We start from the raw sequence: 25,302 nt of genomic DNA on the forward strand, positions 1-25,302 counted from the left end.
GTCTTTGATGTGTTTTTAACCGGAAAGCCACTTTTCAGGCGCACTGATCCCATTCAGGCATTCGCAACCATCGCTTTTTCTCCATTCCACGCAGCCTTTCTGACAGTAATTCTGTTGCATGGATACCAGCCTGAGCGCCAGCAAAACGCAGTCGGTCGCCACACAGGATACATTTGTACGGATCTGTGCCCAGGAAGCCTTTCATCAGCGCAGCGAATCCCGGTTTCTCCGGTTTTTCCCGCGCCTGCATCTGCAGCGCTTCATATACCCGTGGCAGCAGCGTTCCCCTTTTACGGTTGGCCAGAAACCCGGAGTAACGCACCATCTTAAAATGGCGCGCCGGAACATGGCTGATATAGCGCCCGATCATCTCTTCCTGGCTCAGCATCTGACGTTTATGCTTTCCTGTGCGGTGATCGAGATAGTGATGAACCACCGCGCCGCCGCTGTAGTGCCGCAGGCGGGAAGCCGACACCGGCGGGCGTTTCAGGTACCGGCCCAGGTACTTCACGCTGTGCCACGCTCCCCGCGTCTTTTTCGCAAAATACACTTTCCAGTACCGGCCATACTGTGCCTGCAGATAACGGCGCCACCGGCGTTCGTCGCAGATGTGGCCTAACCCCGGCAACATGCCGGGCATGATGCGGGCGTAGCTGCTGCGCAGCAGGCGGATAACGGCATTCCGCCAGATGAGCTCTACGGCTTTCTTTTTGAAGAAAAGGTTTCGCCAGACGTTATGCTTAACATCGAGACCGCCCCGCGTGACGGAGACGTGGATATGCGGGTGCTGATTGAGCTGGCGGCCATAGGTGTGCAGGGCACAGAATATGCCGACTTCAATACCCTGTTTACGTGCCCAAGTGAGCATGGCGCGGGTGGCGCAGCGGAACAGGTCATTGAGCAGGGGCCAGTTATTGTTAAAGAACGGCCATAGCAGGTGTGGCATGGTAAAAGTGATGTGCTGCCATTCGCAGTCGGGCAGAATGTGCTGCTGCTCAGCAATCCATTGCTCAGTAGACTTCATGCCGCAGGCGCTGCAGGCCTTTGACTTGCAGCTCTGGCAGAAAAAGCGGGAGTGGGTGCAGTCCGGTGAGGCACAACAGTAGCGGCTAACACCCATTGCGCAGGTGCCACAGGTAAGCATGCGTTCAACACAGAGGCGGGTCCACTGGCTGACGTTGTCACCGTGTTTTTCGAGGGGATTACCGCGCTATCAAATAGTCCAAAGTCTGAGTCGACGAGGTAACTGTTGGGACAACAGTCCAATGGAGCGATTTTTTAGAAGTTTAAAACATGAATGGATGCCTTCAATAGGTTATGGAAGCCTGAAAGAAGCAGAACACGGAATTATTCGTTACATCACAGGCTATTACAGCAACATCAGGCCTCACTGGTATAACGGAGGGTTGACCCCAAATGAATCAGAGCGGCTGTTCTATAAACAGTCTAATGACGTGGCCAATATTAGTTGACCACTTCACAGTGAGATTTACCGTCAGTTACACAAAAAAATTTACAATCTCCCGCTTTGCTCTGCCTTCCCTAAAAGGAAGGGGCTTCTCGCAAAATTCGGTGATTTAGCTCGGCCTCAACATCCAAAAACCCATAGAATTCTCGATAGAGACTTTTTTTGTTTAAATAGTCGCCCAGACAAGTAAACTCTTGCTCCAACTCCTTTCTCAAATATCCTGGAATTACCAAAAACTCTATTTCTTGACAGATATCAATGCGCCCATCTAGTGAGGTTGATATGCCATCCCAGGTGTCCATATCCCCCTCAATAAAGCATTGCAACATCTTTTTAGATGAAGCCGGCTCATAAGAAGTTTTTCCACGGCAGAATATATCCGACATGGCATAAGGGCCATGCGTAAGCGCTGTTTCCTTACCACTTCTATGCATGCTCTGCACTACAACCTCTCCAAGCAATTCTGGTTGCCTAGTAATGATAAGATGGTAGATAGAGTAATGGACGTGATACTCATTCAAGAAACTTATTTTGCCTAACCCATACTCTCTAAATGGCGGATAATCCATATAGTCTCTATCGGATGTTTTCCACTTCCAGTACTTGTCGATTTCACAATTAAAAATCTGCAGGACGTTAGACTTTTGTTTTGCGAACAAAACGCCTAATTCAATGCCATCTTTTGCTTCCTCAAAGTAATTAGACCCTTTTTCATCCTTACGAGTAAATGTCACGTTTGTATAGCCAGCCAAGGAAGCACCCATTGAAGAAATAAGTTTCTTGTATAAGGACACTTCTTCAAAGTCATACCTGAGAAAAATAGTGCTTGTATCTAGATACACACCGCCATATCGTTCTAAAAGCCTAAGCCTAATGATGTCACTATGATTTCCATGCTGAACACTAGGATCGCCAGCCTTCTCTATCAGTTGATGAAAGTATGGCGGGAGGGGTATGTAGTTTTCAATGTAATCAGGCGCGCGTCTGTCTGACGTAGTAACGATAACAATCCAATCACTGTCACTTAACCTAGACTCTAAATTTCTTATGTTTAACGCATGGCCGATAGGCATGTCCTCTTTAGAAGAGTGCCAGTACAAGAAAACAACTTTTTTATTTTCCAGCCTATCACTGTTCTTGATTCGGTTTAGCGCATAATCGACATCTGCGTTTTCGAATTGATTCATATTCTTAATGTTGCCAAAGTCAACCAAGCCTTTGCTCTGAATAACTTCAAAGCTTCTATCTGTTGTCGGTTGCCAAATATTGAAATATCTAGTTTCAGGGTAGATGGCGACAACCCCTTTTTTTAATACCTTGGAAACATGGACAAGAGATGTGTCTACAGAGATCAATAGTCCTGATTTGCGAATAATCGGAATAACGCTTTCAAAGTTTGTTATTCCTTTTACCAGCTCAACATTAGACAAACTCAAGTCGTCAACCAACCGTGAGGCTGATAGTAAAGAATTAGAAGAATACATAACTCCAAAACTACTATCACGATGAGACGTAGCTAGGTGACTTATAAGAGACTTTGTTTTTTCGATAGAAAGTGACTTATCTTCCCGGCTCCCGTAAGGGTTGATCAGAAAATCATAGGTTTGGGGGAAACAGTCTTTCTCTACACAAAATGAAGCTCCAGCCAAAACGTTGCTCCCACCAATTGCCATATCAACAATCGACTGGTATATGCCGTAGATATCATTGTTTTTCGACTTATCTATGAATACCTTGTTTGACATCTTTAAGGCGCTATCTGTGCTAAAAATGAATCGAGGATTCAAGAGAAAAACACACAGAACATCCTTAACCCCAAGCTTGCCAAAGAGTGGGACAACTGCATCACACCTTTTTACATTGAATGCAACCTTAACTAGATCAAGCCATCCAAAATTCTTCTCAATTACGTGAACTGAATCTACTTTTATCACCGAGCAATAGAGCGCACGCAGTGATTCGTTGGTAATTACACTAACTCTTACACCGCAGTGAGCGGTTAGGAATTCGATGATGGGAGCCGAGGCGATAGCGTCACCGTACTTACCATTCCAGTTAACGAAAACAATATGCCTGACGTTGCTATTTTTTTTCGTAAGCAGTTTTTTGAATACGACTGACAAATCAAGAAGCCGTATCAGCAGCTTACTAAGCACGAGCAATAGAGTCTTCATTTAGAGCTGGTTCCGTTTGTTAGGATAGTTTTTCCGACCGATAAGTCGACGTTTGCGGGTAGTTACACAGTCCATGACGATCAAATTTCGTGATGAATAATGCGGGCTTGTTTTTGCAGTCGAACGATCATATGTGGTCTTGAGTTCTGCCAAAAGATTACCCATAATAAAATCTCGCACGCCGTTGCAAATTTCAGAATTCGGTGATACATATCATCAAACTGAACTAGACACCACCTTTGGCTCGGATTTTCTATAGTCGGCAAGACGTTGGTCAAATTCCGCACGCCGACAAGAAGGATATGAATGCATTCTCAACTGAGGCACTATTGGACAATCTCCACGAGTTGTTAGCCACAATCCCCGAAACTGAGCGAATCCATTCGCTCAAAGCACGGATAGTGCCCGGTCTAGGAGTGGCGCAGGGAACCCTCGCTCGCCAGTTGCCACTGATCAGCCAAGGGTTCCCCGAGGTCGTAGACTGTTACCCCGGAACTATAAATATGGAGCTCGAATGTCCTCTCGAAGTTACGCAGCCTGATCATCGCACTGCTCCGCTCGCTTGGACTCCGAGCGGACGAACGACTGAAGTATTCGATTTAGTACGTATTGAGCTCGAGTTCGGCTCACTACCGACGCGCGTGCCCGCATGGTTGTACATTGCCCACGCATCCCCTCACCGTAGAACTCCGACCATTCATGAGGTAATAACTCAGCAATTAAACCTGAGTGATGTCAGTGAGTGCAAAATTCATCTGCGCGCAAGCGCAGTAACACTGCCCCCTACACATTAACTAACGGTGCCAATCAGCCGCTCGCTCTCTCCCAGCCAACAGCCACAATCAGCCTCTATGTGTAGGAACAATTTGATCAATAAGCCTCAAGGCAGCTGTTCACGGGTAAATCGCCCTTCCATTGACACTTAACAACCCGCCATTTGTCAGGTACTCCCTCAGTAACACCAAGGAAGGAGCACATTGCGGCTGACTTAGAAACTCGTTACCCAAGGCTGACTTGTAAAGACGCAGCCAGGTCGGCGCAGGCACCTTCGGCAGGAATGCTGCAAGCGACTCGCGGTTTTCCTCCCCGAATAACAGGCGCAATGTGCGCAGGATTGGTTGGTAGTCCCGCGCAGACAACAGTTCCGCTACGGTTTCATCCAGCCGCTGCTTGACCGCTACGCCATTCAGTCGATCCTCAACTGAAGCATCGCCGAGCGCCACACGGGGATTAATCGCTACTGGATAGATTGCGCGAAACGACTTTGCACCGTTACGCATAGATTCATAAAGCACTTTGTCGGCGGTAGATCCAGTGACCAACACATCGTCGCCGAAGATCACATGCACACCACTCCAGCGATAGAAATTTTCAGCCGGAATGACGTGGTCTTGGACCAGATTGACTCTCTCCCGCTCCTCAGTGCTAAGGCTGGCGTAGTCCTCGCAGGGCGGCGCAATCCTGGGTAGCTTGACGTTGATGATGGTCGGCAACCCCATATGCGCCAGTTTGATGTTGACCTCCTCGACCACGAACTCATAGAGCACGTTCGCCGTGGACGGCACGTTGCGCCAACCAGTGGTCATCATCACTACGTTGTCACCACAGACCTTGGCGTTCTGGAACAGGTATGACCATTGCGAGTCAGGCCTATCCAGCTCGCCACAGAGGTAGTCGATAAGTTGTCTTGCGAGATACCGGATGTCATGCACACCGCCGTATTTAGCACGGCTGTAGATTCCAGCCAGTGCTGTGGCATCGCTGCCCGTGGCCATATCGCGGAACACTCCCGATTCGGCAGGTGTAAGGCAGTGCAGGGCCGTACCGCCAAAAATCGATACATACTCGGTCATGCTGATCAGGTCACGTGCAAACAGCTCAGCAGCGAACACGCGGAATCCAGTTTTCACATCATTCGCACGGAGCTGAGCGGAAGCCTGACGAAACATCGCCAACTGGACATCAACTGGGCTCTTAAGTACATCGGACCATAGCGCAGAATTTTGGGGGGGAATCATGTTCAAGGCTGTTCAAGTCCTGCTGTCAAAGTTGCTGGTGTGCCCGTTAACGTCAGGCTGTCGAGGGAGACATCGATTCGTCGGCGCCTCTCGTAGTAACTAATGCTCTTCAGCCCCAAAGGCCTCAGGGCCTCTAGCAGTTCAGCAATGCCCGCCCCAGCGTCGTTCGGGTCATGGGTATCAGACCCAACCGTGAAAGGCACCTCGTGCGAGATAAGCTGTGCCACCAATTCCCGAGACGGATGAGACCAAAAGCCCTGGACCTCCCTGCCCGTTATAGGGTCCAGGCTCGACTTTCGAAGACCTGAGGCATTGAGCTCAAATGCGATACCGCTTCTGGCGAGCTGCGTTAGCAAGGGTTCGAAACGGCGCAGGAAAATATCTTCCGGCACGCCACGCAGCAAGGTGTCAGCGTGCCCGACAGCATCGAACAATCCACTGTCTAGCAGACCTTCGAGATTGGCGAAGTAACGATCTAGAAACGCCTGTCCGGCAAGGCGTGGCAGCTCCCAGACCTTCACCATCGCCTCATCTGGAACTTCCACGTAATGAATTGAGCCGATAACAAAGTCCATCGGGTAACGAGCAAGCAGCTCGCGATTGAAAGCATCGGTGCCCGGCATGTAATCGAGCTCAAGGCCACACAGGATAGTGATATGTCCCTGATAAATCGCCCTCGCCCGTTCGATGTCAGCGAAGTAGCTATCAAGTTCGGATGCGAGCAGACGATTGTTCATATCCACGGGGAACGGCGCGTGGTCGGTGATTGTTAGGACGGTCACGCCTGCGGCGATCGAGGCACGAACTAACTCGTCGACAGTGCCGACCGCATGTTTCGAATAAAAGGTGTGGGTGTGTGAGTCGATCATGCAGCGTCCCACTGTTCGAGCAACCTAGCATGACCAGCCAGTTCCTTAACCAGCCAGTAGGGGTTGTTCGCCTTGGCGATGATCGAACGAAGCAGCTCTGTGTCATCAAGGCGCGCCAGTAACTCGGTCAAGGGTTGCGTATAAAGTGCTCGGGTTAACGGTGTTTCCCGCACGTGCTCGGCCAACTTATGCCAGTCGACCCGGTCAAAGTGAATATTGCCCAAGCGCTGATTCTCGATGCCATACAGGTATATATCGCCACGGGGCTTTACCGTGACATCCAAACCGTTGGCCTGCGGAGATTTATTCAGGCTGCCGAAGGTGAAAGGCTTGTTAACCTTTGACTCGATCGCCTCGATGTAGCCCAGCATATCCAGATAGCCTGGGGCAGTTCCTGGAGCAGGGTGAACGAGGTTCTTGTAGTCGATGCCGAAGCGCTCGCCATCCGCGACCAGTACATCTTCCAGCACACTGCTTGGCTCAATGATTGCTTCAACTCCCCAGTGGGCCAGTTCGGACTTCAAGTACGCGCGAGTGAAGTCGCGATCGGTGTCGATAGATCGGAACGAGAAACTCAGCCCAGACGGTCGCCGACGCCGCAGGTAGTCCAGACTAAAACCATGGGCCCGCCATTTAACCTTCTCGATATGATGGCTGTCTGCACTGAGGCGGATGTTGCAGGTGTCGCCATTGTCCAAGACAATCTGGTTTGTAGTGTCGTAGAACTCTTCCATCCTGTCATGCCGATAGAACCCACTGGTAATGAATTCGAATTTCTTGCCACCTTCAGACAACCCGAGAATCTCGTGGAACACTTTGGCATTGTTGAGTGGCTCGCCTTCACCACTGATGGAGATGCGTTTGACCTCCGTGGAATTGATCAACCTTGCAAGGTTTTCCCGTGCCAACGTTGATAGCTCCATGCTAATACCCGCTTTGTGCTTGTCAGCATACATACAGAAGGTACAGCCAATGCCGCATATTTGTGTAATGTCGATGTATAGGAGGTGTCCATTAAGATGCATTAAAAGCCTCAATCAAACCTTGCACCGATGCATAGGTATTTGTTTGTAAATTACACATGGTTGCTATGGCGAGATGAAATCTATGCGAACCAATACCGTCTGTCAACGCCAAATAATTCAGCGCGATACTTTTTCTGGCCATCCATTTATAAACACTGAACCATCTGCCCTCAGGCGAATTTCAAGATTACGTTCAACGTTTCCACTACTCTCAATCCTCATATCGTAACGCCCTGTCAGGTAATTAAATTGCTGGTTCAAGGAACCTGCCCATCGGCGACTATTGTCAGGCAAATCTGAGTCATAAGGCCCATCGACCAAAACATCCGTATATCTAAGTAGCCGATCCGTCCCTGGTAAACACAACTCATCTAGTTCTTTTAGGGGATATCCACTAAATACCATCACCGAAAGTCCCAGCGACTGGGCTCCTTGTGCAACGACAGCCAAACCTTGTGCTTGCAATATGGGCTCGCCACCGAGAAAGGTCACCCCTTCAAGATCATATGTTTGGTGCGCATTCTCCAACCATTCGAGAACAGATTCTGCCGAAACAAGATCACGTTCAACTAGCTGCAGATATCCAGGGTTACAGCAACCAAGGCAACGCTTGTTGCAACCTTGCACCCACAAGGCTGCTCTGCGCCCTGGCCCTTCTGCCTCGGTGCAAGCTAAGCGAGATGCTATATTCAGGTAATGCATAATTTCACTCCAACTCAAATATCAAGTTGCCACCTGCGATATGAACCTCAATCACTTTGCTTCGAATCTGATTAGAACCACCTATTTGTTCAAATAGAAAATCGGCTAATGGATCAATCAGTTTATTAGTTAGCGCGTTGGGGACGCAGCGACCACCCGTCCCGCGATCCACATCTTTAACCAGCAAGGCCAGTATCTCGGCCTCCTTAACAAACTTCAATTCCGAAACGCCCCATTTATCCTTCAACCCTTTGCGCAATTGCTCCAGCTTGGAGCGAGCGATGTCAATCAAGAAGCTATCGTCACGTATAAAGTTAAATGGAATAATGTTAGCCTCGCCTATTCGTCCCAACAATTCTGGGCGCTTTAGCTCTTGCACGAAATGTTGCCGCACCTTTTGGATGAATTCATTCCGCACATCTTGACACTCATAACTGACTTCGGTTGCGCCAATATTTGAAGTGAACACGATAACGGTATCTGAAAACATCACCGTTTCACCCTTGCCATCCGTTAAGCGCCCATCTTCAAGAATCTGTAAAAATTTGTCGAGAATACGAGGATGCGCTTTCTCGATTTCATCGAATAGTAATAGTGAAAATGGTCTTTGCTTGACCGCATTAGTCAGCTGTCCACCAGCTTCATAACCCACATACCCTGGTGGTGCACCAACCAACCTTTGATCGGCATGTTCGTGATTAAACTCTGACATATCGAAACGAAGACAAGCTTCCTCGTCGCCAAAGAGGAATTCGGCAATAGACTTTGCCAGTTCAGTTTTACCGACACCCGTAGGTCCGACAAAAAATAGTACTCCCTTGGGAGTTCGTTGCCTGTAAGAGTGTTGAAGCCCCGATAGTCCAGTAAAGGCACGCACGAGGATGCGTCTTACAGACTCGATGGCTTCACCTTGCCCTTTAACCCGCCGCCCCAAGGTTTCGACAATGGTCTGAAGTTTCTTATGATCCAGTTGCTCCCAAGGACTGTGTCTGCGTCCGTGGCGATAAAGATTGAGCAAAGATAAGGCACTAGAGACTTCAGTTTCCTGTCGTGAAAGTCTTGCGAGATTATGAATATCGCGGATACTCTGACCTTCCAAACCGTCCACGAAATCAGCCAATTCACGCCCTCCTTGCTGCAAAGTAGGCTGCAACCGAAACACTTCTTTCAAACCCAGTACAGCAAACTCTCGAATCTGCCTAGTCGGCAAGGGAATTGCTATCTCCTTAAATAGTGGATTGTTCAGATAGAGTGATGGTGGCAATACGTTCACCCCCCCGCACAGTAGCACTAGCAGTGATTGAGGCTGGTTAATGCTTTCAGGATTGCGAACTACAGCGGCATCTCGGGTCGCTTGCCCTAAGCGCAGAAGCCATCCGCGCTCGTTCTCACTCAATGAATTGACGCTACCAAACAAATATTGCGTCCAGTCCAGAACAAAAGCTACCGGTTTTTCCCCACGCGGTTGCTGCAACCACTGCGCAGCAACGGTCAGCAAGTCGTCCGCGCTTGCCGAAATACCGCTAGATACGGGGCTCGACATCGAAGTAGGCGGCAATTCGCCTATATCATAGGCGCTCCCCTCGGAGGCGCTGGCTTTCACGGCATGTGGTGTAACGGAGCTTTGCAATTCCCCCCAAGTCCTCGCATCAACGCCGCTGACACCATTGACGCGGTTCCAGAAAACTACATGCTGGTATCCACGCTGACGCAGAAGGCTCATCAATGCAATAGGCAAAGCTGTCCATTGTCCTGGCGCGTCGGGATCAGATGTCAAATCACCCGTGTTGCCATGCAATATAACACCGCGCCGTATGCCGCATTCACGGCGAAAATCTTCCTGCCAAGTCAACAGAGCTGAACTCATTTACTTCTCTCCTGTGTGGCATCAGGGTAAGGGCGAGCATCCTGCTCCTGGTCGTCGGGATTGAAACGCTAGAACAGATTGAACTACAATCCGCTGCGCAAGGCTACCCGGGCAATGCTTAAGGCGGTTAACGGGATGATGCTTGATATGCTGGCCGCGATTGCCCGCAAAGACTATGAGGATCGCCGCCGCCGGCAGAAAGAGGGTATTGTGAAAGCGAAAGCAGCCGGAAAATACCGGGGACGCCGGGCTGATGAGCAACTGCATAAAAAAATCACCGAACTCCGGGTCAAAAACAGACAGAGTATCCGTGATACCGCGAGGTTGTGTGGTGTTTCTGAACGGACTGTTATACGGGTTGTTAAACTCAGCTCAGGCACCTGATATATATTTTGAATATCCGGTTTATAGTGTCTGTATGCTGCCCGAATGCTCAGTTCATCAGACGTATTTTAATAGTCTGCTTCGCCCTGTCTGCATAGTTTCAATTTCCTATGGTGGATCTTACAACCTCGTAGTCCGGTACCATGCTCCGTATTTATCTTCTGCTTCTTCCCAACCGGTAACGAAAAAGCTCTCCGGATCTGCACCGTTAAGTCGTTCCTGAGCAAACCAGATCTGATCACCAATCTGACAATACATTGTCCCGCGCCATGGATAGGGGGTATTATGGCTGACGTCGGCGCCTTCAAGCATCTGATCTTTATACCAGATATGATTTTTGTCGCGCCACAGCAAAAACAAACCACCAGTTACCAGGGTGACAGTCTGTACGTCCGCTTCAGGAAAATCGATTTCATTCATAAATACATGGCTTGCATCTTTTGCCAACCCGTTATATTCATCCAGCCATTCAAATGTTGCAGGGTCAATGCCGGGTTTCGGTGTAGTGAAGTGCCAGACATGACGATTATCTGCATAATAACCCGCTCCCAGCGTCCGGAATGAGCCTGCGTCAGCTTCCGGTAACAATTTACCGCGTGAATACACCTGATTTCCGGCAAAAAAGAACAGATCATCAAAAGGACGGACAGTTTTGGTATCAATCCCCGGCACTACCGCGAGACCGCCATTTCCGCTGTCCAGCATATAGAAATAATCTTTATCCGCAAATGCACCCCACGTTATCTGGCGGAAACTTATACCATCAACGGGTAAAAACTGTAATTCAAAGCCCCGGCCCGGTCCGTTGTGCCCCAGAAACCAGGCTTTATCACGGATGCGCAGAAGAAATGGTGTATCATAATCTTCCTGCCAGACCTCAAAATCTCCTTCTTCCAGCTGGGTTGCCAGTTGCCGCCGTTCTTCGCGGGTATAAAAGCAGTCGATCCAAATCCCCTTGCCATCGGTGTAAATGGATGTCATACCGTCGTTGGCTATGCATCGGAAAGTCAGCGGATTTGCGCCCTGTACACGTTTTCCCTGAAAATTCACCACATACGTACCGTCGGACAAATACAGTTCTGTCTTTTTCAGCGGTATCCGGTTCTCCGGTGTGGCATTACGCAGATAGTGGTTATAACGGCGCTTCATCCTGTTATATAATTTACTGTCAATCCAGGGTTTATCACTATCCTCCTCCACATCGCCCAAGCCATCAATCCATGTCAGTGCCCAGTCGGGAAAAGAGAAATCCGGGCAATCATCCGCCCATAATGCTGTATTTTTTGAAAGATGAAGTGTCCCGCAGATGTTTTCTCCCAGTTGTGCGCTGCCTGTTTTACCGGTTGCAATAAACGGTGCTGTTGTGGCAAGAAGTGCCGTCAGTTGCATCATCACCGGGCGCAGTTCCTGATTAATCAGCCACAACGCACAACGCAGCGTACCGGAGGATTTATCATGCAGCAGCAGACATCGCTGTGTATCACCCGCCGCAATGAAGTACGACAGCAGAGCGTCTCCCACTATTGTCTCCTGTACAGGCGGTGCGGTAACCGGCCATGTCTCTGTATCCGGAACAACAGATATCAGCCAGCGGTCAAATGCCGCCCGTGATAAAGGGATTTCACTGAACAGGAATTGTGGTTCGGACATTGTACTCTCCTGTATATACCAAAAATAGATTTTTATATTACCTATATTACCAATCAAAAGCCTATGAAATCGTCGTGATAGTGAAGTAATGTATTTTTTTGCTAAAATAATGCATGGGAATGTTATTTTTTTGTGCGTTATATTGCCAGTAATCATATTGTCCGGTTGCCCCGTGTAGTTTCGTTAATCGCTTTATTATTCTAAAAATAGTGGACTTGAGGCCGGTTAAGATATAATTTTACGCAAATATAATGGTGAAAAGATACCTCATCATGGTTCTTACAATTAATGAGAGTGGTTTTATGTTGATTAAGAAAATTAAGCGTTTTCTTTAGTGGTACAGAAAGGGTATTAATATAATGAGTTTAATGTTATTAATCTAGGGTTGTAATTTATATGAATAATTACAGGTTTTTTAGCAAATCGGTTATTTTATGTATCACAATGCTTATTGTGTTATTTTATTCTGATGAATACATAATAACATTCATTAGTTACAACTTTTACTCAGTTGGTGAATCTCTTATTTTTATAATTAGCTTTCTTAAGTTAATTGCTATTCTTATTCTTTTGTTATTTTATAACAAAGAAAGTTCCCCTGTATCACTTGGTGTGATAAAAATAAAAACAGTCATAGAATTGTTTTTTTTTGCTGTGCCAATGATATTGATTTTGTTTTTAATTAAAAAAGCAACCGGTATTGATGCAGAAGTTAGTCGTTATATCATGGGTGAAACAACGACTGTGTCTAATGTGCTTGTTTATATATCTGTTTTTGCTATTCAGTCAATGGTTCAGGATGTTGTATTTTTCGGTGTTTTGTTTAACAGTTTAAAAAAATACTCAAAAGTATTTTTGTTTTCTGTCCCTACTGTCTTTTTTGTTATTTATAATACGTATAATGTTTCATTTGGATTTTGGTTGCCAGGTGTTGTTATATTTTTCAGTCTATCGGTTATATTATTAATGTCCAGAATAAGAACTAAAGGTATACTATTTCCAATTATTTTACATTTTATTTTCAATATTTTTTATGAAAAAATTGAATGCTTAGGTTACAATTATAGTTATGACTATTATCAGTAACATTAATTTCATTCTTAACTTTAAATTATAAAAATATCGCAATTTATTATTTTTAAGGATAAATGATTACAATGAACAGAGAAAAAAATAGTATATATCTGAAGGTATTGATTTCCCCATATTTATTATATGTCGTTTCTTATGTTTTTATTGTGTTGTTTTTTGTTTTTTACCAATGGAACATCACCCCTTTTGATGTTTTGGAAATGAAGTTTTATATTTCTTCTTTGGTCTTTTTTGTTTGTATTTTTTTATTTATAAAAGACAGGTCGTTTTTAATTGAAAATGGTTTCTATTGTCCATCTTGGATATGGTTCCTTTTTCTTCCTGTGTATATATACAAAAGACAAAAATATAATGATTCTGGTTTTGAGTATTTTTGGCTGTTTGTTTTTATAAATTTATTTCTTCCTTTGTATAATGATGATATTTTAAAAGGCATCATATCAATGATTGTTGTTATATATGTGAAATAATTTTTCAAGAAGGATGACGTTGTGAAAAATAGAATAATGCTATCTACTGCTATCTTTTTGTTTTTTAATCATTATTCATATGCTGCTGCATTTGATTGTTCATCAGGTTCATTAAATGTTACGGAATTGAAAATATGTAATGAACCTTATCTTAGCGGACTTGATAATATGATGGATAAATTATTTTCAAAAGCAAGATTAAATACTTTGTCTGTCGGTTTTTTGATTAATGATCAAAAAGAGTGGATAGGAAAAAGAGATAAGTGTAAAAGTGATTATGAATGTATAAAAAATACTTATATCGACAGAAATTTATTGTTATCTAAAGTGGTTGACTTTAAATCAGTTGAGGATGGTTTTGGTGATTCTGAGTTTTATGTTGATCCTGATAAATATCATTCAAAAAATAAAGAGGGTTTTTTAATTAATGGCAGTCAGTGGCCTGTAAAGGAACTGTCGGCTGTTTCTGATGTAAATACAGATGCAGAGGAAGAAATAAGATTTGGAAAATGGGAATTACTTACTCATTTAAATGTCGATAATAATATTTTCTTTTTCTTTAAAGTCAGTAAAGATGATAGTTTTTCTTATTTTGTTTTAATATCTGATTTTCTCAGCAAGCCAGTGGTTATTTCTAAATATGATAGTGAAAGCTATGGTTATCCGGAAATAAGAATTGCAGATAAAAATGATGATAAATTAATTTACATTGTCCATGATTTATATAGCAAGGAAAGTAACAAGAGAGAAGATAAATATTACCTGGTTGATTTTAAAGGTGTTAAGAATATCAAGAGTGCAGATGTTGATGATGAGTGGGTTAATTCCAGAGTTAGTGAAATTACCGATAAGGAACAAATTGCTAATATTATTAACAAAGAGAGAGGGGGAATTAAGCTGGGTGATGACTGGATGGGATATTGTAGTGAAAAACTGTGCCGAAGTAATACCTTATCACCTGATGGCAGATGGCATGTAGCTTCCGGTGATTATGAAGGGGTATATTTATTTCCAAAAAACCGACCTGACATAGGTGTTAATGTTTTTTTTAATAATAAAAAATACGAAACTACTGGATTTAGTTATAAAGATAATTTTTCATGGGGGAAAGATGATGAGTTTTTCTTTGCTATTGTTGGTGAGGGAAATGGTATATGGAAAACAGATATAAATAACAAGAAAACTCAAAATATATTATCTTTGTATGACGTGTCAAAACCGTATTTCTTCAGATATAATAATGCTGATTATGTTATTTCTTCTTTCGAAGGTGATGATTATACGGAGTCTTTTATCATATCAAAAGATGTTAGTGAATAGATTAAAGTATCTCAGGAGCTGTTTGATTATTTTTTAAATATGATCACTATACCTGTAGTGTTATTCACTTACTGACTTATTACTCGGTATCATACCAGAGGTGTAGAGCTGTTGACTGCTCCCCGCCCTAATGAACTGACCCCACAAACCTGGACAGTGATAATTAGCCCATCGGTGTGGACTGGGTCCGGTACTCCACCGGGCTCAGGCCCTTCAACTTCACTTTGATTCTTTCATGGTTGTAATAGTGGATATACTTTTCCACCGCCTGACGAAGCTCTCTGACGCTGCTGAATTTTTTAAGGTAAAAACATTCTGATTTCAGTGTCCCGAAGAAGCTCTCCGCCAGGCCTCCGGATTTTTATCAGAATCATATGATGAGGATCCGCCGTTACTGCTGCCGGAATTACTCCCGCCGAACTTATCCGGGTCATAGTGATAAATATCACCGTACGGTGTATTACTGATACCCCAGCCACTGCCGGAACCTGAGCCACCACTTGTTGAACCGCCATTCCCGCCGATGCCGGTCGGGCCGCCGTTAATATTACCGCCGGTATCATGGGCACCGCTGTTGTAACCGTTACCGTCTCCGCCACTCATAGTCAATCTCCTGTGTGATTACATTTCAGATTAATTAGCTGTATATAAACACAGCCTTGTAACTATAAGGCGCAACGAAAACTAAATCAAAATGGCTCCGGAAATGAATATTTTATATATTTATCATGTTGTTAAATTAAATCTTGTCAGGGGTGACCCAAAATAACATCTGAAGCAAATCTTACCCTGTGGCACTGACAACATGTGTCAGTCATAACAAAACGGGCTAGCTTAATTATAACCCCCTTATTTAAGGTGGATATAGCGTAATTATCCCGAAAAAGTCCCATTCACTTTCAGAGATCTTCATCCATACAACTTAGATACTTTACCTATTTTATTTGTATAAAAAATAAAGCACACCACAATAGCCATCTTTACGTCCAGGCGTAAAGATGGCTATTAAATCTTACTTAAAGTTCACATTAACAACATTATCCAAACTCCCCTCCAATTCATCCATGTAGTCTGCATACCACTGCATCATTTCTCTGCGTCCATCCAAATACTGAGCATGGTTATACGTGCCACGGATCGCATTCTTATCGATATGCGCAAGCTGGGTTTCAATCCACGCTGAATTAAATCCCTTCTCATGCAAAATCGTACTCATCGTGTGGCGGAAGCCGTGCCCTGTTAGCCGACCTTTATATCCCAATAACTCAATAACCTGATTTACGCTTTCCTTACTGATTGGCTTTCTGTGGTCGTTGCGGCCTATAAATACAAGCTCATAATGCCCTGATAGTGGTTTGAGCGAGTTAAACAGCTCGATCACCTGTTTAGATAATGGCACAACATGTGGGCGCTTCATTTTCATTACTTCAGCCGGAATTTCCCAAATCCCTTTTTCTAAATCGATATCCTGCCAACGGGCAAAACGGAGTTCTTGTGTCCGTACCGCTGTCAGCAAAATAATTTTAGTCGCCGTTTTGGTGATTACACTTCCTGTATACCCAGCCAAATCCTTCAGAAAATAAGGTAACTCTTCAGCGGTTAAGAATGGAAAATGTTGTTTCTTCGGTGGAGTAAGCGCTGTTGCCAGATCTGGGGCGGGATTATATTCAGCTCTACCCGTGATAATCGCGTATCGGTAAACCTCTCCGCAGCGCTGACGGACTTTACGCATCTTCTCTAAGGCACCGCGCTTCTCCATCCTACGCAGCGTTTCCAGCAGCTCTAACGGCTTGATTTCCGCTATCGGGCGTTTACCAATATAAGGAAAGATATCCTTTTCAAAGGTATCAATGATTTCGTCTCGATAACGCAGTGACCAGCGATCGGCTTTCGATTTATGCCATTCACGGGCAATGGCTTCAAAAGTATTTCCTGTACTGAGCTTTTGAATCGCCTTCTCTTCTTTTTTGACTTCTCCCGGATCTCCACCAGCAGCGAGTACCTTTTTTGCTTGGTTTCTCATTTCACGTGCTTCAGCAAGTGTCACGGTAGGAAAAACACCAAAAGCTAATCTTTTTTCTTTACCACCAAAGCGATACTTCATTCTCCAGTAGCGTGAACCTTTTGCTGTAACTTCAAGGTATAAACCACCACCATCAAAGAGTTTATATGACTTCTCTTTAGGCTTTGCAGTCTCTACCTGACGGGCAGTTAATGTCATTGGGGGCACCTCATTTTGGGGTTAATTTTTAGTGCCCCCTGATATGCCCCCAAAAACCTATTGATGTAGGTTGACCTTGGTTGACATCAGGAGACTGGAAAGTGTATATACAGTAGGTATTATAAGGGATTGATTGAGTTTTGTGGAGGTATATTGAACTTGAGTGGCGGAAGATCACAGGAGTCGAACCTGCCCGGGACCGCTGGCGGCCCCAACCGGATTTGAAGTCCGGCCGCCCCACCGGGGACGATGATCTTCCGTTTTGAGGTTGCACAGTATACGCTTTCCGGCAGGGATTCAAAAGTTCTCTCTCGTTTTTTCCTTTGAGGTACATCAGTATCGTGCGATTTTTTACGGGAATGATTTTTAATCAGCTTAATAACACGAAAAATCATTGAACTTGCCGGTGTGTATCCCCATCTTATAGAGAGTTTCGATTTTCATTTTTCATGTGTATGTGCGCTGTGGCGGACGTGCACCAGCAGCCAACAGGATGGTTTATGATGAACCCTTTGCTTACCCCGACCCAAAATCAGCTACCGGCATTTTCTGCCATCAATCCGGAATGTATTGTGCCTGCGGTGAAAGAAACGCTGGATAATTATCGTCAGACGGTAGAGCAGGTAGTGAGTCATGCACCTGATTTTACATGGGAAAATGTGTGTGTACCGCTGGCGGAAGCCGGGGATAAATTATCCCGTGTCTGGTCGCCGGTCAGTCATCTGAACTCTGTCAAAAACAGCCCTGAACTGCGCGAAGCTTATGAACAGTGCCTGCCGCTGCTGTCAGAATTCAGTACCTGGATGGGTCAGCACGAAGGGCTGTATAACGCCTATAAATCACTGAAAAACAGCCCGGCGTTTGCGTCACTGTCTCAGGCACAGCGCAAGTCAGTGGAAAATTCACTGCGTGATTTTGAGTTATCCGGCATTGGTCTGCCACCGGAGAAACAGAAACGCTACGGCGAGATTTCTGCCCGTCTGTCTGAGCTGGGTTCGCTGTTCGGCAATAATGTGCTGGATGCAACCATGGGCTGGAGCAAGCTTATCACCGATGAAAGCATGCTGGCCGGTCTGCCGGAGAGCGCGGTTGCCGCTGCACAGGCACTGGCGGAGTCCAAAGGTGAGAAGGGCTGGCTGTTTACCCTGGATATGCCGAGCTATCTGCCGGTAATGACTTACGCCGATAACCGTGAGCTGCGCAAAGAGATGAGCGAAGCCTACGGCACCCGCGCTTCCGAGCTGGGGCCGAACGGCGGTAAGTGGGATAACAGCAGTGTGATGGCGGAGATTTTAGCGCTGCGTCATGAGCTGGCACAGTTACTCGGTTTTAAAAACTACGCGGAAAAATCCCTCGCCACAAAAATGGCGGAAAACCCGCAGCAGGTGCTGGATTTCCTGAATGACCTGGCGGAGCGTGCCCATCATCAGGGTGAGCAGGAAGTGGCTCAGCTGGCCGCCTTTGCCAAAGAACATTACGGCGTTGATAAACTCGAACCGTGGGATATGGCCTATTTTGCGGATAAGCAAAAACAGCATCTGTTCTCTGTCAGTGATGAGCAGCTGCGTCCGTACTTCCCGGAAGAAAAAGCGATCAGCGGATTGTTTGAAGTGATCCGCCGGATCTACGGGATCACCGCCAAAGAGCGTTTCGGGGTGGAAACCTGGCATCCGGATGTCCGTTTCTTTGATTTATTTGATAAGGACGGTGAATTACGCGGCAGTTTCTATCTGGATCTGTATGCCCGTGAGCACAAACGCGGCGGGGCGTGGATGGATGACTGCATCGGCCGTATGCGCCACAAAGATAATTCCCTGCAAAAACCGGTTGCGTATCTGACCTGTAACTTTAACAAACCGGTCGGCGGCAAACCGGCGCTGTTTACCCATGATGAAGTGCTGACGCTGTTCCATGAGTTCGGACACGGCCTGCATCATATGCTGACACAGATTGATGTGGCGGACGTTTCCGGTATCAATGGTGTGCCGTGGGATGCGGTCGAGCTGCCGAGTCAGTTTATGGAAAACTGGTGCTGGGAGCCGGAGGCGCTGGCCTTTATCTCCGGTCATTATGAAACCGGTGAGCCGCTGCCGCAGTCGCTGCTCGACAATATGCTGGCAGCGAAGAACTATCAGTCTGCAATGTTTATTCTGCGTCAGCTGGAGTTCGGACTGTTTGATTTCCGTCTGCATGCGGAATATGACCCGGCAACCGGTGCTCAGGTAATGCCTACCTTACTGTCCGTGAAAGAGAAAGTCTCTGTGGTGCCTGCTGCACCGTGGAACCGCTTCCCGCATGCGTTCAGTCATATCTTTGCCGGTGGTTATGCAGCCGGTTACTACAGCTATCTGTGGGCTGATGTGCTGGCGGCGGATGCATTCTCCCGCTTCAGCGAGGAAGGTATCTTCAACCCGGTCACCGGTCAGTCTTTCCTGGATAACATTCTCAGCCGGGGTGGTTCGGAAGAGCCGATGGTCCTGTTTGAACGCTTCCGCGGCCGTAAGCCGGAACTGGATGCGATGTTAAAAGGCTACGGAATCAACGGGTAATACGTGAAGATTCGTTTACAGTGTGAACAGGGCGCAGACAGCTGCGCCCTTGATGTATTGGCGGCGCGGTGGGGCCTGAAGCATGATGATACCGCGCCGATGGCGCTGGTGCTGACGGCGGAAGGGCTGGAGCTGCGCAAGTGTGATGAACCGAAACTCGGCGGGATCCGTGTGGATTTTGCCGGGGGGACGATGGCACACCGTCGCCGTTTCGGCGGCGGACGCGGTGAGGCGGTGGCAAAGGCTGCCGGGATTAAAAAATCGTATCTTCCGTCAGTGGTGGACGCGACAGCCGGTCTCGGGCGTGATGCCTTTGTGCTGGCGTCGCTGGGCTGTCATGTGCGGATGATTGAACGCCATCCGGTTGTTGCGGCATTGCTGGATGATGGTTTACAACGGGCCTACCGGGACAGTGAAATCGGGGGATGGATGCAGGAGAGAATGATCCTTATCCATGCGTCCGGGATTGATGCGCTGGCGGAAATCACACCACCGCCGGATGTGGTCTATCTCGACCCGATGTATCCGCACCGGCAGAAAAGCGCGCTGGTGAAGAAAGAAATGCGGGTGTTTCAGTCGCTGGTGGGCGCGGATGAGGATGCGGATCTTCTGCTGGCACCTGCACTGGCGCTGGCAACCCGTCGTGTGGTGGTGAAACGTCCGGATTACGCGGAGCCGTTAGCCGGGCAGAAAGCCGCTGCGGCGATTGAAACCAAAAACCATCGTTTTGATATCTATCCCTGCGTGAAAGCAGAGGGATAACACTGAATAACATCTGAAAAGGGGACAGGGCAGTTCCCGTTTCGCGAAGGGGCAACAAGTGAGACTTCCGTAACGCTTGTTATACCCCCTTCGACACTGTGACGTTTTTCAGTAACAGTTTACAGACTTACAGCACACCCTGCGCCAGCATGGCATCAGCGACTTTCACGAAGCCGGCGATATTCGCACCCTGCACATAGTTGGTCTGTTTTTCTTCACTGCCGTACTCAACGCATGCATTGTGGATATCCAGCATGATGTGATGCAGACGCTCATCCACCACTTCACGTTTCCAGCCGAGACGGACAGAGTTCTGTGACATTTCCAGGCCGGATGTTGCCACGCCGCCCGCATTCGCTGCTTTGCCCGGTGCAAACAGGACATTTGCCGCCAGGAAGGCATCGGTTGCCGGGATAGTGGTCGGCATGTTTGCGCCTTCCGCAACGGCTTTAACGCCGTTTTTGATCAGCACTTCGGCATCTGCCAGATCCAGCTCATTCTGAGTGGCGCACGGCAGAGCGATATCCACCGGAACAGCCCACGGGGTCTGATCTTTCAGATACACCAGGCCGAACTCTTTCGCATACTCTTCCACACGGCCGTAACGGTCTTTGATTTCGGTCAGACGCGCCAGTTTTTCGGCGGTGAAACCGTCTTCGTCAACCACGGTACCGGAGGAGTCAGATGCGGTGATCACTTTTGCACCCAGTGACAGGCATTTTTCGATAGTGTACTGCGCCACGTTACCGGAGCCGGAAACCGCAACACGCATACCGTCGAAGCTCATCCCGTGGCGTTCCAGCATGGCCTGAGTAAAGTAAACCAGCCCGTAACCGGTGGCTTCCGGACGGATCAGACTGCCGCCGAAGGAGAGACCTTTGCCGGTAAACACACAGGCGGTGTTGTTGGACAGTTTTTTCATCATCCCCGCCATGTAGCCGACTTCACGGCCGCCGACGCCGATATCACCCGCAGGGACATCTGTATCTGCGCCCAGATGACGGTACAGCTCGGTCATCAGCGCCTGGCAGAAACGCATCACTTCACCCTGGCTTTTGCCTTTCGGATCAAAGTCAGAACCGCCTTTCCCGCCGCCCATCGGCAGTGTGGTCAGGGCATTTTTCAGTGTCTGCTCAAAGCCGAGGAATTTGAGGATGGAGAGGTTTACGGACGGATGGAAGCGCATACCGCCTTTAAACGGACCGATAGCGGAGCTGAACTGCACACGCCATGCGCGGTTAACCTGCACCTGACCCTGATCGTCAACCCAGGTCACGCGGAACTGAATTACGCGTTCCGGTTCAACAAAGCGGGCGAGCAGGTTCTGATCGCGGTACTGCGGATTTTTTTCAAGGAACGGCCATAGTGTGGAGAAAACTTCGCGCACCGCCTGGAGAAATTCCGGCTGTGACGGGTCACGGCGCTGAACATTTTCCAGAAACGTTTCCAAAGAGATAAAGTTACTCATGTTGATTTCCTGTCTGTCATGCCCTTCTCATTCATGCAGCAGTTATGCAGGCCGCACTTGTCTCCCGGGGCAGGTTCTCCGGAATATTTTCGCGTACGTCATATCTGTGACACGAATGATATCGGGTTACGTTACTTTGTGAGGTATCCCGAACATTTTTGTTTTATTTTTCGAATAATGTGAGATGTGTTTGCATTTACCACTTGAATTTATCTCTTGTTTATATCCTGTTTTCAAGCTGTTTTTTTCATATATGACAAAAAAAATTCGTTGACGGCCTTTTTGACGGATCCGGCTGCCGCATTTTCAGCCAAAAAAAATGCCTGCATAAGCAGGCATTTTATATGAATAATTTTTCAGCAGAGGATTATGCGTTATCATCATCCCGCAGCGGAACAATTAACATATCGACATGAACGGTGTTAATCAGCTGACGGGCGGAAGACATCAGTTTGCTCCAGAAATCCTGGTGATGTCCGCAGACAACCAGGTCCATATCATATTTTCTGATGGCATCGACTAATACCTGGCCGAGATCACCGCTGCCGCTGAGCATTTCCTGAATCTCATAACCGGAGTTTTTCGCCAGGTTTTTCAGTGAATTACTGGTTTCTTCAGTAATACGCTGCTGCATATCACCCAGGTTTACATCGATAAGTCCGGTGTATAAGTCAGAGTAATTGACATCAACGTGGATCAGAGAAACTTTGGCGTTGTAAGGTTTTGCCATAGAAACTGCTTTGCTTACTAACACTTCACTTTCAGGCGAAAGATCGACTGCGACCAGAATATGTTTATATGCCATAAGAAACTCCTTCCGTTCAAAAGGTTAAGGGGTTGGCAGGGCTTGCGCCGCTATCCTTTATGAATACTATAACTGCTTAATATCATTAAAGAGTGTAATGCTGATCACAACTCAATGCTTTTATCAGGCAGCAGAGAATGTCTGATTTATAAGATATACCAGTCTGTGCACTTCTCACAAGGATGAGAGTGGCAAAACGTATATTTTCAGAAGATTATCGTGAAAGAATGCGAGAGTTTGTGGAACTTCACAGCATTGTTCATACTGAATACATAAAATACTGTCAGTATGATGTGATAGACACTGATATCACCGGTTCCTTCTCCGCAGATAGTCTAAGGAGTGGATTATGTTCAGTATACTTACACTGTTCTGGGCGTTATGTTTTCTTTGTCTGATTAACATGATCCGGTTTTATTCATCCACCCGGGCATTACTCTCCGTCCTGCGTGACAGCGACCCGCTGCTCTACCACGCTGTCGGCGGCAATAATGCGTTTACTGACCACACCCAGTGGCAGAAGCAGCTGCGCCTTATCCGCTATATCAATCAGCGGGAATATCTCACTCATCATGATCCTGAAGTGATTTTACGCTGCGAACGTATCCGCCGTCAGTTCACCATGATCAGTGCGATATGCGGAATTGTGATTGCCTCTCTTCTGATGATGATTATCTGGCCGTAACCGGTTACCGGATGCAAAAAAAAGCCTGACACACGTGTCAGGCTTTTCTGTTTCAGAGGATAGCAACCCGCTGTCAGATAATCTGCAGGGAGATCCAGTAGAGCACGCCGGACAGGATAATGGACACCGGCAGTGTCAGTATCCAGGCCAGCATGATGTTTTTGATGGTTTTGGTCTGAACACCACCACCGTCAACAATCATCGTACCTGCCACCGCAGAGGAGAGCACCTGGGTGGTGGATACCGGCATCCCGGTATAACTTGCCACACCAATGGAGACAGCTGCGGTAACCTGTGCAGACACGCCCTGGGCGTATGTCATGCCTTTCTTACCGATTTTCTCACCGATAGTCACTGCAACACGTTTCCAGCCGAACATGGTGCCCAGAGAGAGCGCCAGCGCGACAGAAATGATGATCCAGATAGGCGCATACTCAACGGTATTCAGCAGGTCATTGGACAGACGTTTCAGGAAACGCGCATCTTCCGGTTTGGTTTCCGGTAATTTCGCCACTTCTGCGGCGGTATCCGAAATACACATCAGCAGACGGCGCATCTGGCTGCGCTGTTCCGGTAATAAATCATCATAGGTATGAATATTACCGAGCAGATCCTGAGCCTGTCTTAATACGATGCCGGTACGGGAGCTGTCACAGTGGAACTGTTCATTGAGAACGGTATTCTCCGTGTTCAGTGCCGGTGTCAGCTCAATGGCGTGTGCCAGTGCATCCTTATGCGTGGTGTAATACTGCTCCAGGTTGACCACGGCATCGCGCGTACGGGCGATTTCGTAATCACTGGAATTCATATTCACCATAAAGCCGGCAGGGGCGACACCAATCAGAACCAGCATAATCAGACCGATACCTTTCTGCCCGTCGTTTGCACCGTGTGAGAAGCTGACGCCGACTGCGGAAAGGATAAGGGCGGTACGCGTCCAGAATGGTGGTTTGCGTTTGCCGTCTTTTTTCTCACGTTCTGCCGGTGTTAAGTGGATACGGCGGCGTTTCTTCGTGCCGCTCCAGTAGCGGCGCAGGAACCAGATCATTAATCCGGCAATCACCAGGCCGACCAGCGGTGACAGAATCAGAGAAAGGAAAATGCTGATCATTTTCGGAATATTCAGCGCATCAACCACGGAACTGTTGGTCACAATTGCGTTGGTCAGGCCGATCCCGATAATGGCGCCGATCAGGGTATGAGAACTTGAGGCCGGGATACCGAAGTACCAGGTGCCCAGGTTCCAGATGATAGCGGCGAGAAGCAGGGAAAAGACCATGGCAAGACCATGGGCCGAACTGACATTCAGCAGTAAGTCCGTGGGCAGAAGATGCACGATCGCATACGCCACGCTCAGACCGCCGAGCAGTACCCCGAGGAAGTTAAATACACCGGCCATGACGACAGCAAGCTGCGCGCGCATTGCACGGGTATAGATAACAGTTGCCACCGCGTTTGCGGTATCATGGAAGCCGTTGATGGCTTCGTAAAACAGCACAAAGATCAGTGCCAGTACTAACAAGAGGCCGGTGTGAAATTCCAGGCCTGTAAATAGATGTAGCATAGACGTTAAGCCAGTTGTTGGACATGAACGCGGCGCATTATCAGCGACAAATGCGTCCCGGGGAAGTGAAATATGGCCTTTTTTTGATTTGATACCTTCATCAAATCAGCTTAAGGAATTATTAATCCTTGTATATCATCGGATTAGGCTCCTTTTCTGAAAAGAATAAATTTTTGGCCTGATTTAATCATCATGACAAATTTAAGACA

At 47.1% G+C, this 25,302-nt stretch carries 16 protein-coding genes, 1 tRNA gene and 5 pseudogenes; 7 read left to right on the forward strand and 15 right to left on the reverse strand.

The window, feature by feature from the left end:
* Positions 1-34: 34 nt before the first annotated feature.
* Positions 35-1,198: pseudogene (locus tag ACSBQN_RS16335) on the reverse strand (IS91 family transposase); the annotation flags it as partial.
* Here ACSBQN_RS16335 and ACSBQN_RS16340 point away from each other — a divergent pair.
* A pseudogene (locus tag ACSBQN_RS16340) lies at positions 1,191-1,472 on the forward strand (integrase core domain-containing protein); the annotation flags it as partial. The pseudogenes ACSBQN_RS16335 and ACSBQN_RS16340 overlap by 8 nt on opposite strands.
* Before the next feature lie 70 nt (positions 1,473-1,542).
* On the opposite strand, the gene ACSBQN_RS16345 reads toward ACSBQN_RS16340, so the two are convergent.
* From ACSBQN_RS16345 to ACSBQN_RS16370, 6 genes and pseudogenes are all read right to left on the reverse strand, one after another.
* Positions 1,543-3,642, reverse strand: coding sequence for a capsular polysaccharide synthesis protein (locus ACSBQN_RS16345; protein WP_434991747.1), 2,100 nt, complete (start codon positions 3,640-3,642; stop codon positions 1,543-1,545).
* A gap of 893 nt (positions 3,643-4,535) precedes the next feature.
* Positions 4,536-5,591, reverse strand: coding sequence for a hypothetical protein (locus tag ACSBQN_RS16350; RefSeq protein WP_434991758.1), 1,056 nt, complete (start codon positions 5,589-5,591; stop codon positions 4,536-4,538).
* 71 nt (positions 5,592-5,662) lie between these two features.
* Complete coding sequence (locus ACSBQN_RS16355; protein WP_217542604.1) at positions 5,663-6,529, reverse strand: histidinol-phosphatase; 867 nt, start codon at positions 6,527-6,529, stop codon at positions 5,663-5,665.
* Positions 6,526-7,452, reverse strand: coding sequence for a radical SAM protein (locus ACSBQN_RS16360; RefSeq protein WP_434991748.1), 927 nt, complete (start codon positions 7,450-7,452; stop codon positions 6,526-6,528). The genes ACSBQN_RS16355 and ACSBQN_RS16360 overlap by 4 nt, the downstream gene beginning before the upstream one ends.
* A 219-nt stretch (positions 7,453-7,671) precedes the next feature.
* The gene (locus ACSBQN_RS16365) at positions 7,672-8,256 is read right to left on the reverse strand and encodes a 4Fe-4S single cluster domain-containing protein (protein ID WP_434991749.1); all 585 of its coding nucleotides are present in this window, start codon (positions 8,254-8,256) and stop codon (positions 7,672-7,674) included.
* A 4-nt stretch (positions 8,257-8,260) separates the two neighbouring features.
* Positions 8,261-9,079 (reverse strand): annotated as a pseudogene (locus ACSBQN_RS16370) (AAA family ATPase); the annotation flags it as partial.
* A 1,149-nt stretch (positions 9,080-10,228) separates the two neighbouring features.
* Here ACSBQN_RS16370 and ACSBQN_RS16375 point away from each other — a divergent pair.
* Positions 10,229-10,507 (forward strand): annotated as a pseudogene (locus ACSBQN_RS16375) (recombinase family protein); the annotation flags it as partial.
* 120 nt (positions 10,508-10,627) lie between these two features.
* Here the strand turns inward: ACSBQN_RS16375 and ACSBQN_RS16380 are convergent.
* Positions 10,628-12,157 carry a DKNYY domain-containing protein gene (locus ACSBQN_RS16380; RefSeq protein ID WP_434991750.1) on the reverse strand — a complete coding sequence of 510 codons (1,530 nt, stop codon included), beginning with the start codon at positions 12,155-12,157 and terminating at the stop codon, positions 10,628-10,630.
* A gap of 396 nt (positions 12,158-12,553) precedes the next feature.
* Between ACSBQN_RS16380 and ACSBQN_RS16385 the strand changes: the two genes are divergently transcribed.
* Positions 12,554-13,243 (forward strand): CPBP family glutamic-type intramembrane protease, encoded by a 690-nt coding sequence (locus ACSBQN_RS16385; RefSeq protein WP_434991751.1) that lies wholly within the window; start codon positions 12,554-12,556, stop codon positions 13,241-13,243.
* Positions 13,244-13,740: 497 nt separating this feature from the next.
* Positions 13,741-15,039, forward strand: a complete 1,299-nt coding sequence (locus ACSBQN_RS16390) for a lysozyme inhibitor LprI family protein (RefSeq protein ID WP_434991752.1) — start codon at positions 13,741-13,743, stop codon at positions 15,037-15,039.
* 163 nt (positions 15,040-15,202) lie between these two features.
* Here the strand turns inward: ACSBQN_RS16390 and ACSBQN_RS16395 are convergent.
* The 4 genes and pseudogenes from ACSBQN_RS16395 to ACSBQN_RS16410 all read right to left on the reverse strand — a co-directional run.
* Positions 15,203-15,382 (reverse strand): annotated as a pseudogene (locus tag ACSBQN_RS16395) (IS3 family transposase); the annotation flags it as partial.
* Positions 15,361-15,642: a hypothetical protein gene (locus tag ACSBQN_RS16400; protein WP_434991753.1), complete on the reverse strand. Its 282-nt coding sequence runs from the start codon at positions 15,640-15,642 to the stop codon at positions 15,361-15,363. The gene ACSBQN_RS16400 and the pseudogene ACSBQN_RS16395, both read right to left, overlap by 22 nt.
* A 409-nt stretch (positions 15,643-16,051) precedes the next feature.
* Positions 16,052-17,260 carry a tyrosine-type recombinase/integrase gene (locus tag ACSBQN_RS16405; RefSeq protein ID WP_434991754.1) on the reverse strand — a complete coding sequence of 403 codons (1,209 nt, stop codon included), beginning with the start codon at positions 17,258-17,260 and terminating at the stop codon, positions 16,052-16,054.
* A 164-nt stretch (positions 17,261-17,424) separates the two neighbouring features.
* Positions 17,425-17,519: transfer RNA gene (locus tag ACSBQN_RS16410), tRNA-Sec, on the reverse strand.
* A gap of 241 nt (positions 17,520-17,760) precedes the next feature.
* On the opposite strand from ACSBQN_RS16410, the gene prlC reads away from it, so the two are divergent.
* Entirely contained in the window at positions 17,761-19,809 is a 2,049-nt protein-coding gene (gene prlC, locus ACSBQN_RS16415) for an oligopeptidase A (RefSeq protein ID WP_032098634.1), read from the forward strand.
* A 3-nt stretch (positions 19,810-19,812) separates the two neighbouring features.
* A complete protein-coding gene (gene rsmJ / locus ACSBQN_RS16420) occupies positions 19,813-20,571 on the forward strand; it encodes a 16S rRNA (guanine(1516)-N(2))-methyltransferase RsmJ (RefSeq protein WP_036409590.1) in 759 nt (252 codons plus the stop codon).
* A gap of 127 nt (positions 20,572-20,698) precedes the next feature.
* Here rsmJ and gdhA read toward each other — a convergent pair whose 3' ends face one another.
* Together gdhA and uspA are read right to left on the reverse strand one after the other, a co-directional pair.
* Complete coding sequence (gene gdhA / locus ACSBQN_RS16425; RefSeq protein WP_004238567.1) at positions 20,699-22,039, reverse strand: NADP-specific glutamate dehydrogenase; 1,341 nt, start codon at positions 22,037-22,039, stop codon at positions 20,699-20,701.
* Between the two features lie 367 nt (positions 22,040-22,406).
* Entirely contained in the window at positions 22,407-22,844 is a 438-nt protein-coding gene (gene uspA / locus ACSBQN_RS16430) for a universal stress protein UspA (protein ID WP_004904570.1), read from the reverse strand.
* A gap of 349 nt (positions 22,845-23,193) precedes the next feature.
* Between uspA and uspB the strand changes: the two genes are divergently transcribed.
* Positions 23,194-23,529, forward strand: coding sequence for a universal stress protein UspB (gene uspB / locus ACSBQN_RS16435; RefSeq protein WP_004904572.1), 336 nt, complete (start codon positions 23,194-23,196; stop codon positions 23,527-23,529).
* Between the two features lie 73 nt (positions 23,530-23,602).
* On the opposite strand, the gene pitA is transcribed toward uspB, so the two are convergent.
* Positions 23,603-25,093, reverse strand: a complete 1,491-nt coding sequence (gene pitA, locus ACSBQN_RS16440; RefSeq protein ID WP_015422357.1) for an inorganic phosphate transporter PitA — start codon at positions 25,091-25,093, stop codon at positions 23,603-23,605.
* Positions 25,094-25,302 lie beyond the last annotated feature (209 nt).

Origin of the sequence: Morganella sp. B601, assembly GCF_051172335.1 — a bacterium.
Classification (GTDB): Bacteria; Pseudomonadota; Gammaproteobacteria; order Enterobacterales; family Enterobacteriaceae; genus Morganella; species Morganella morganii.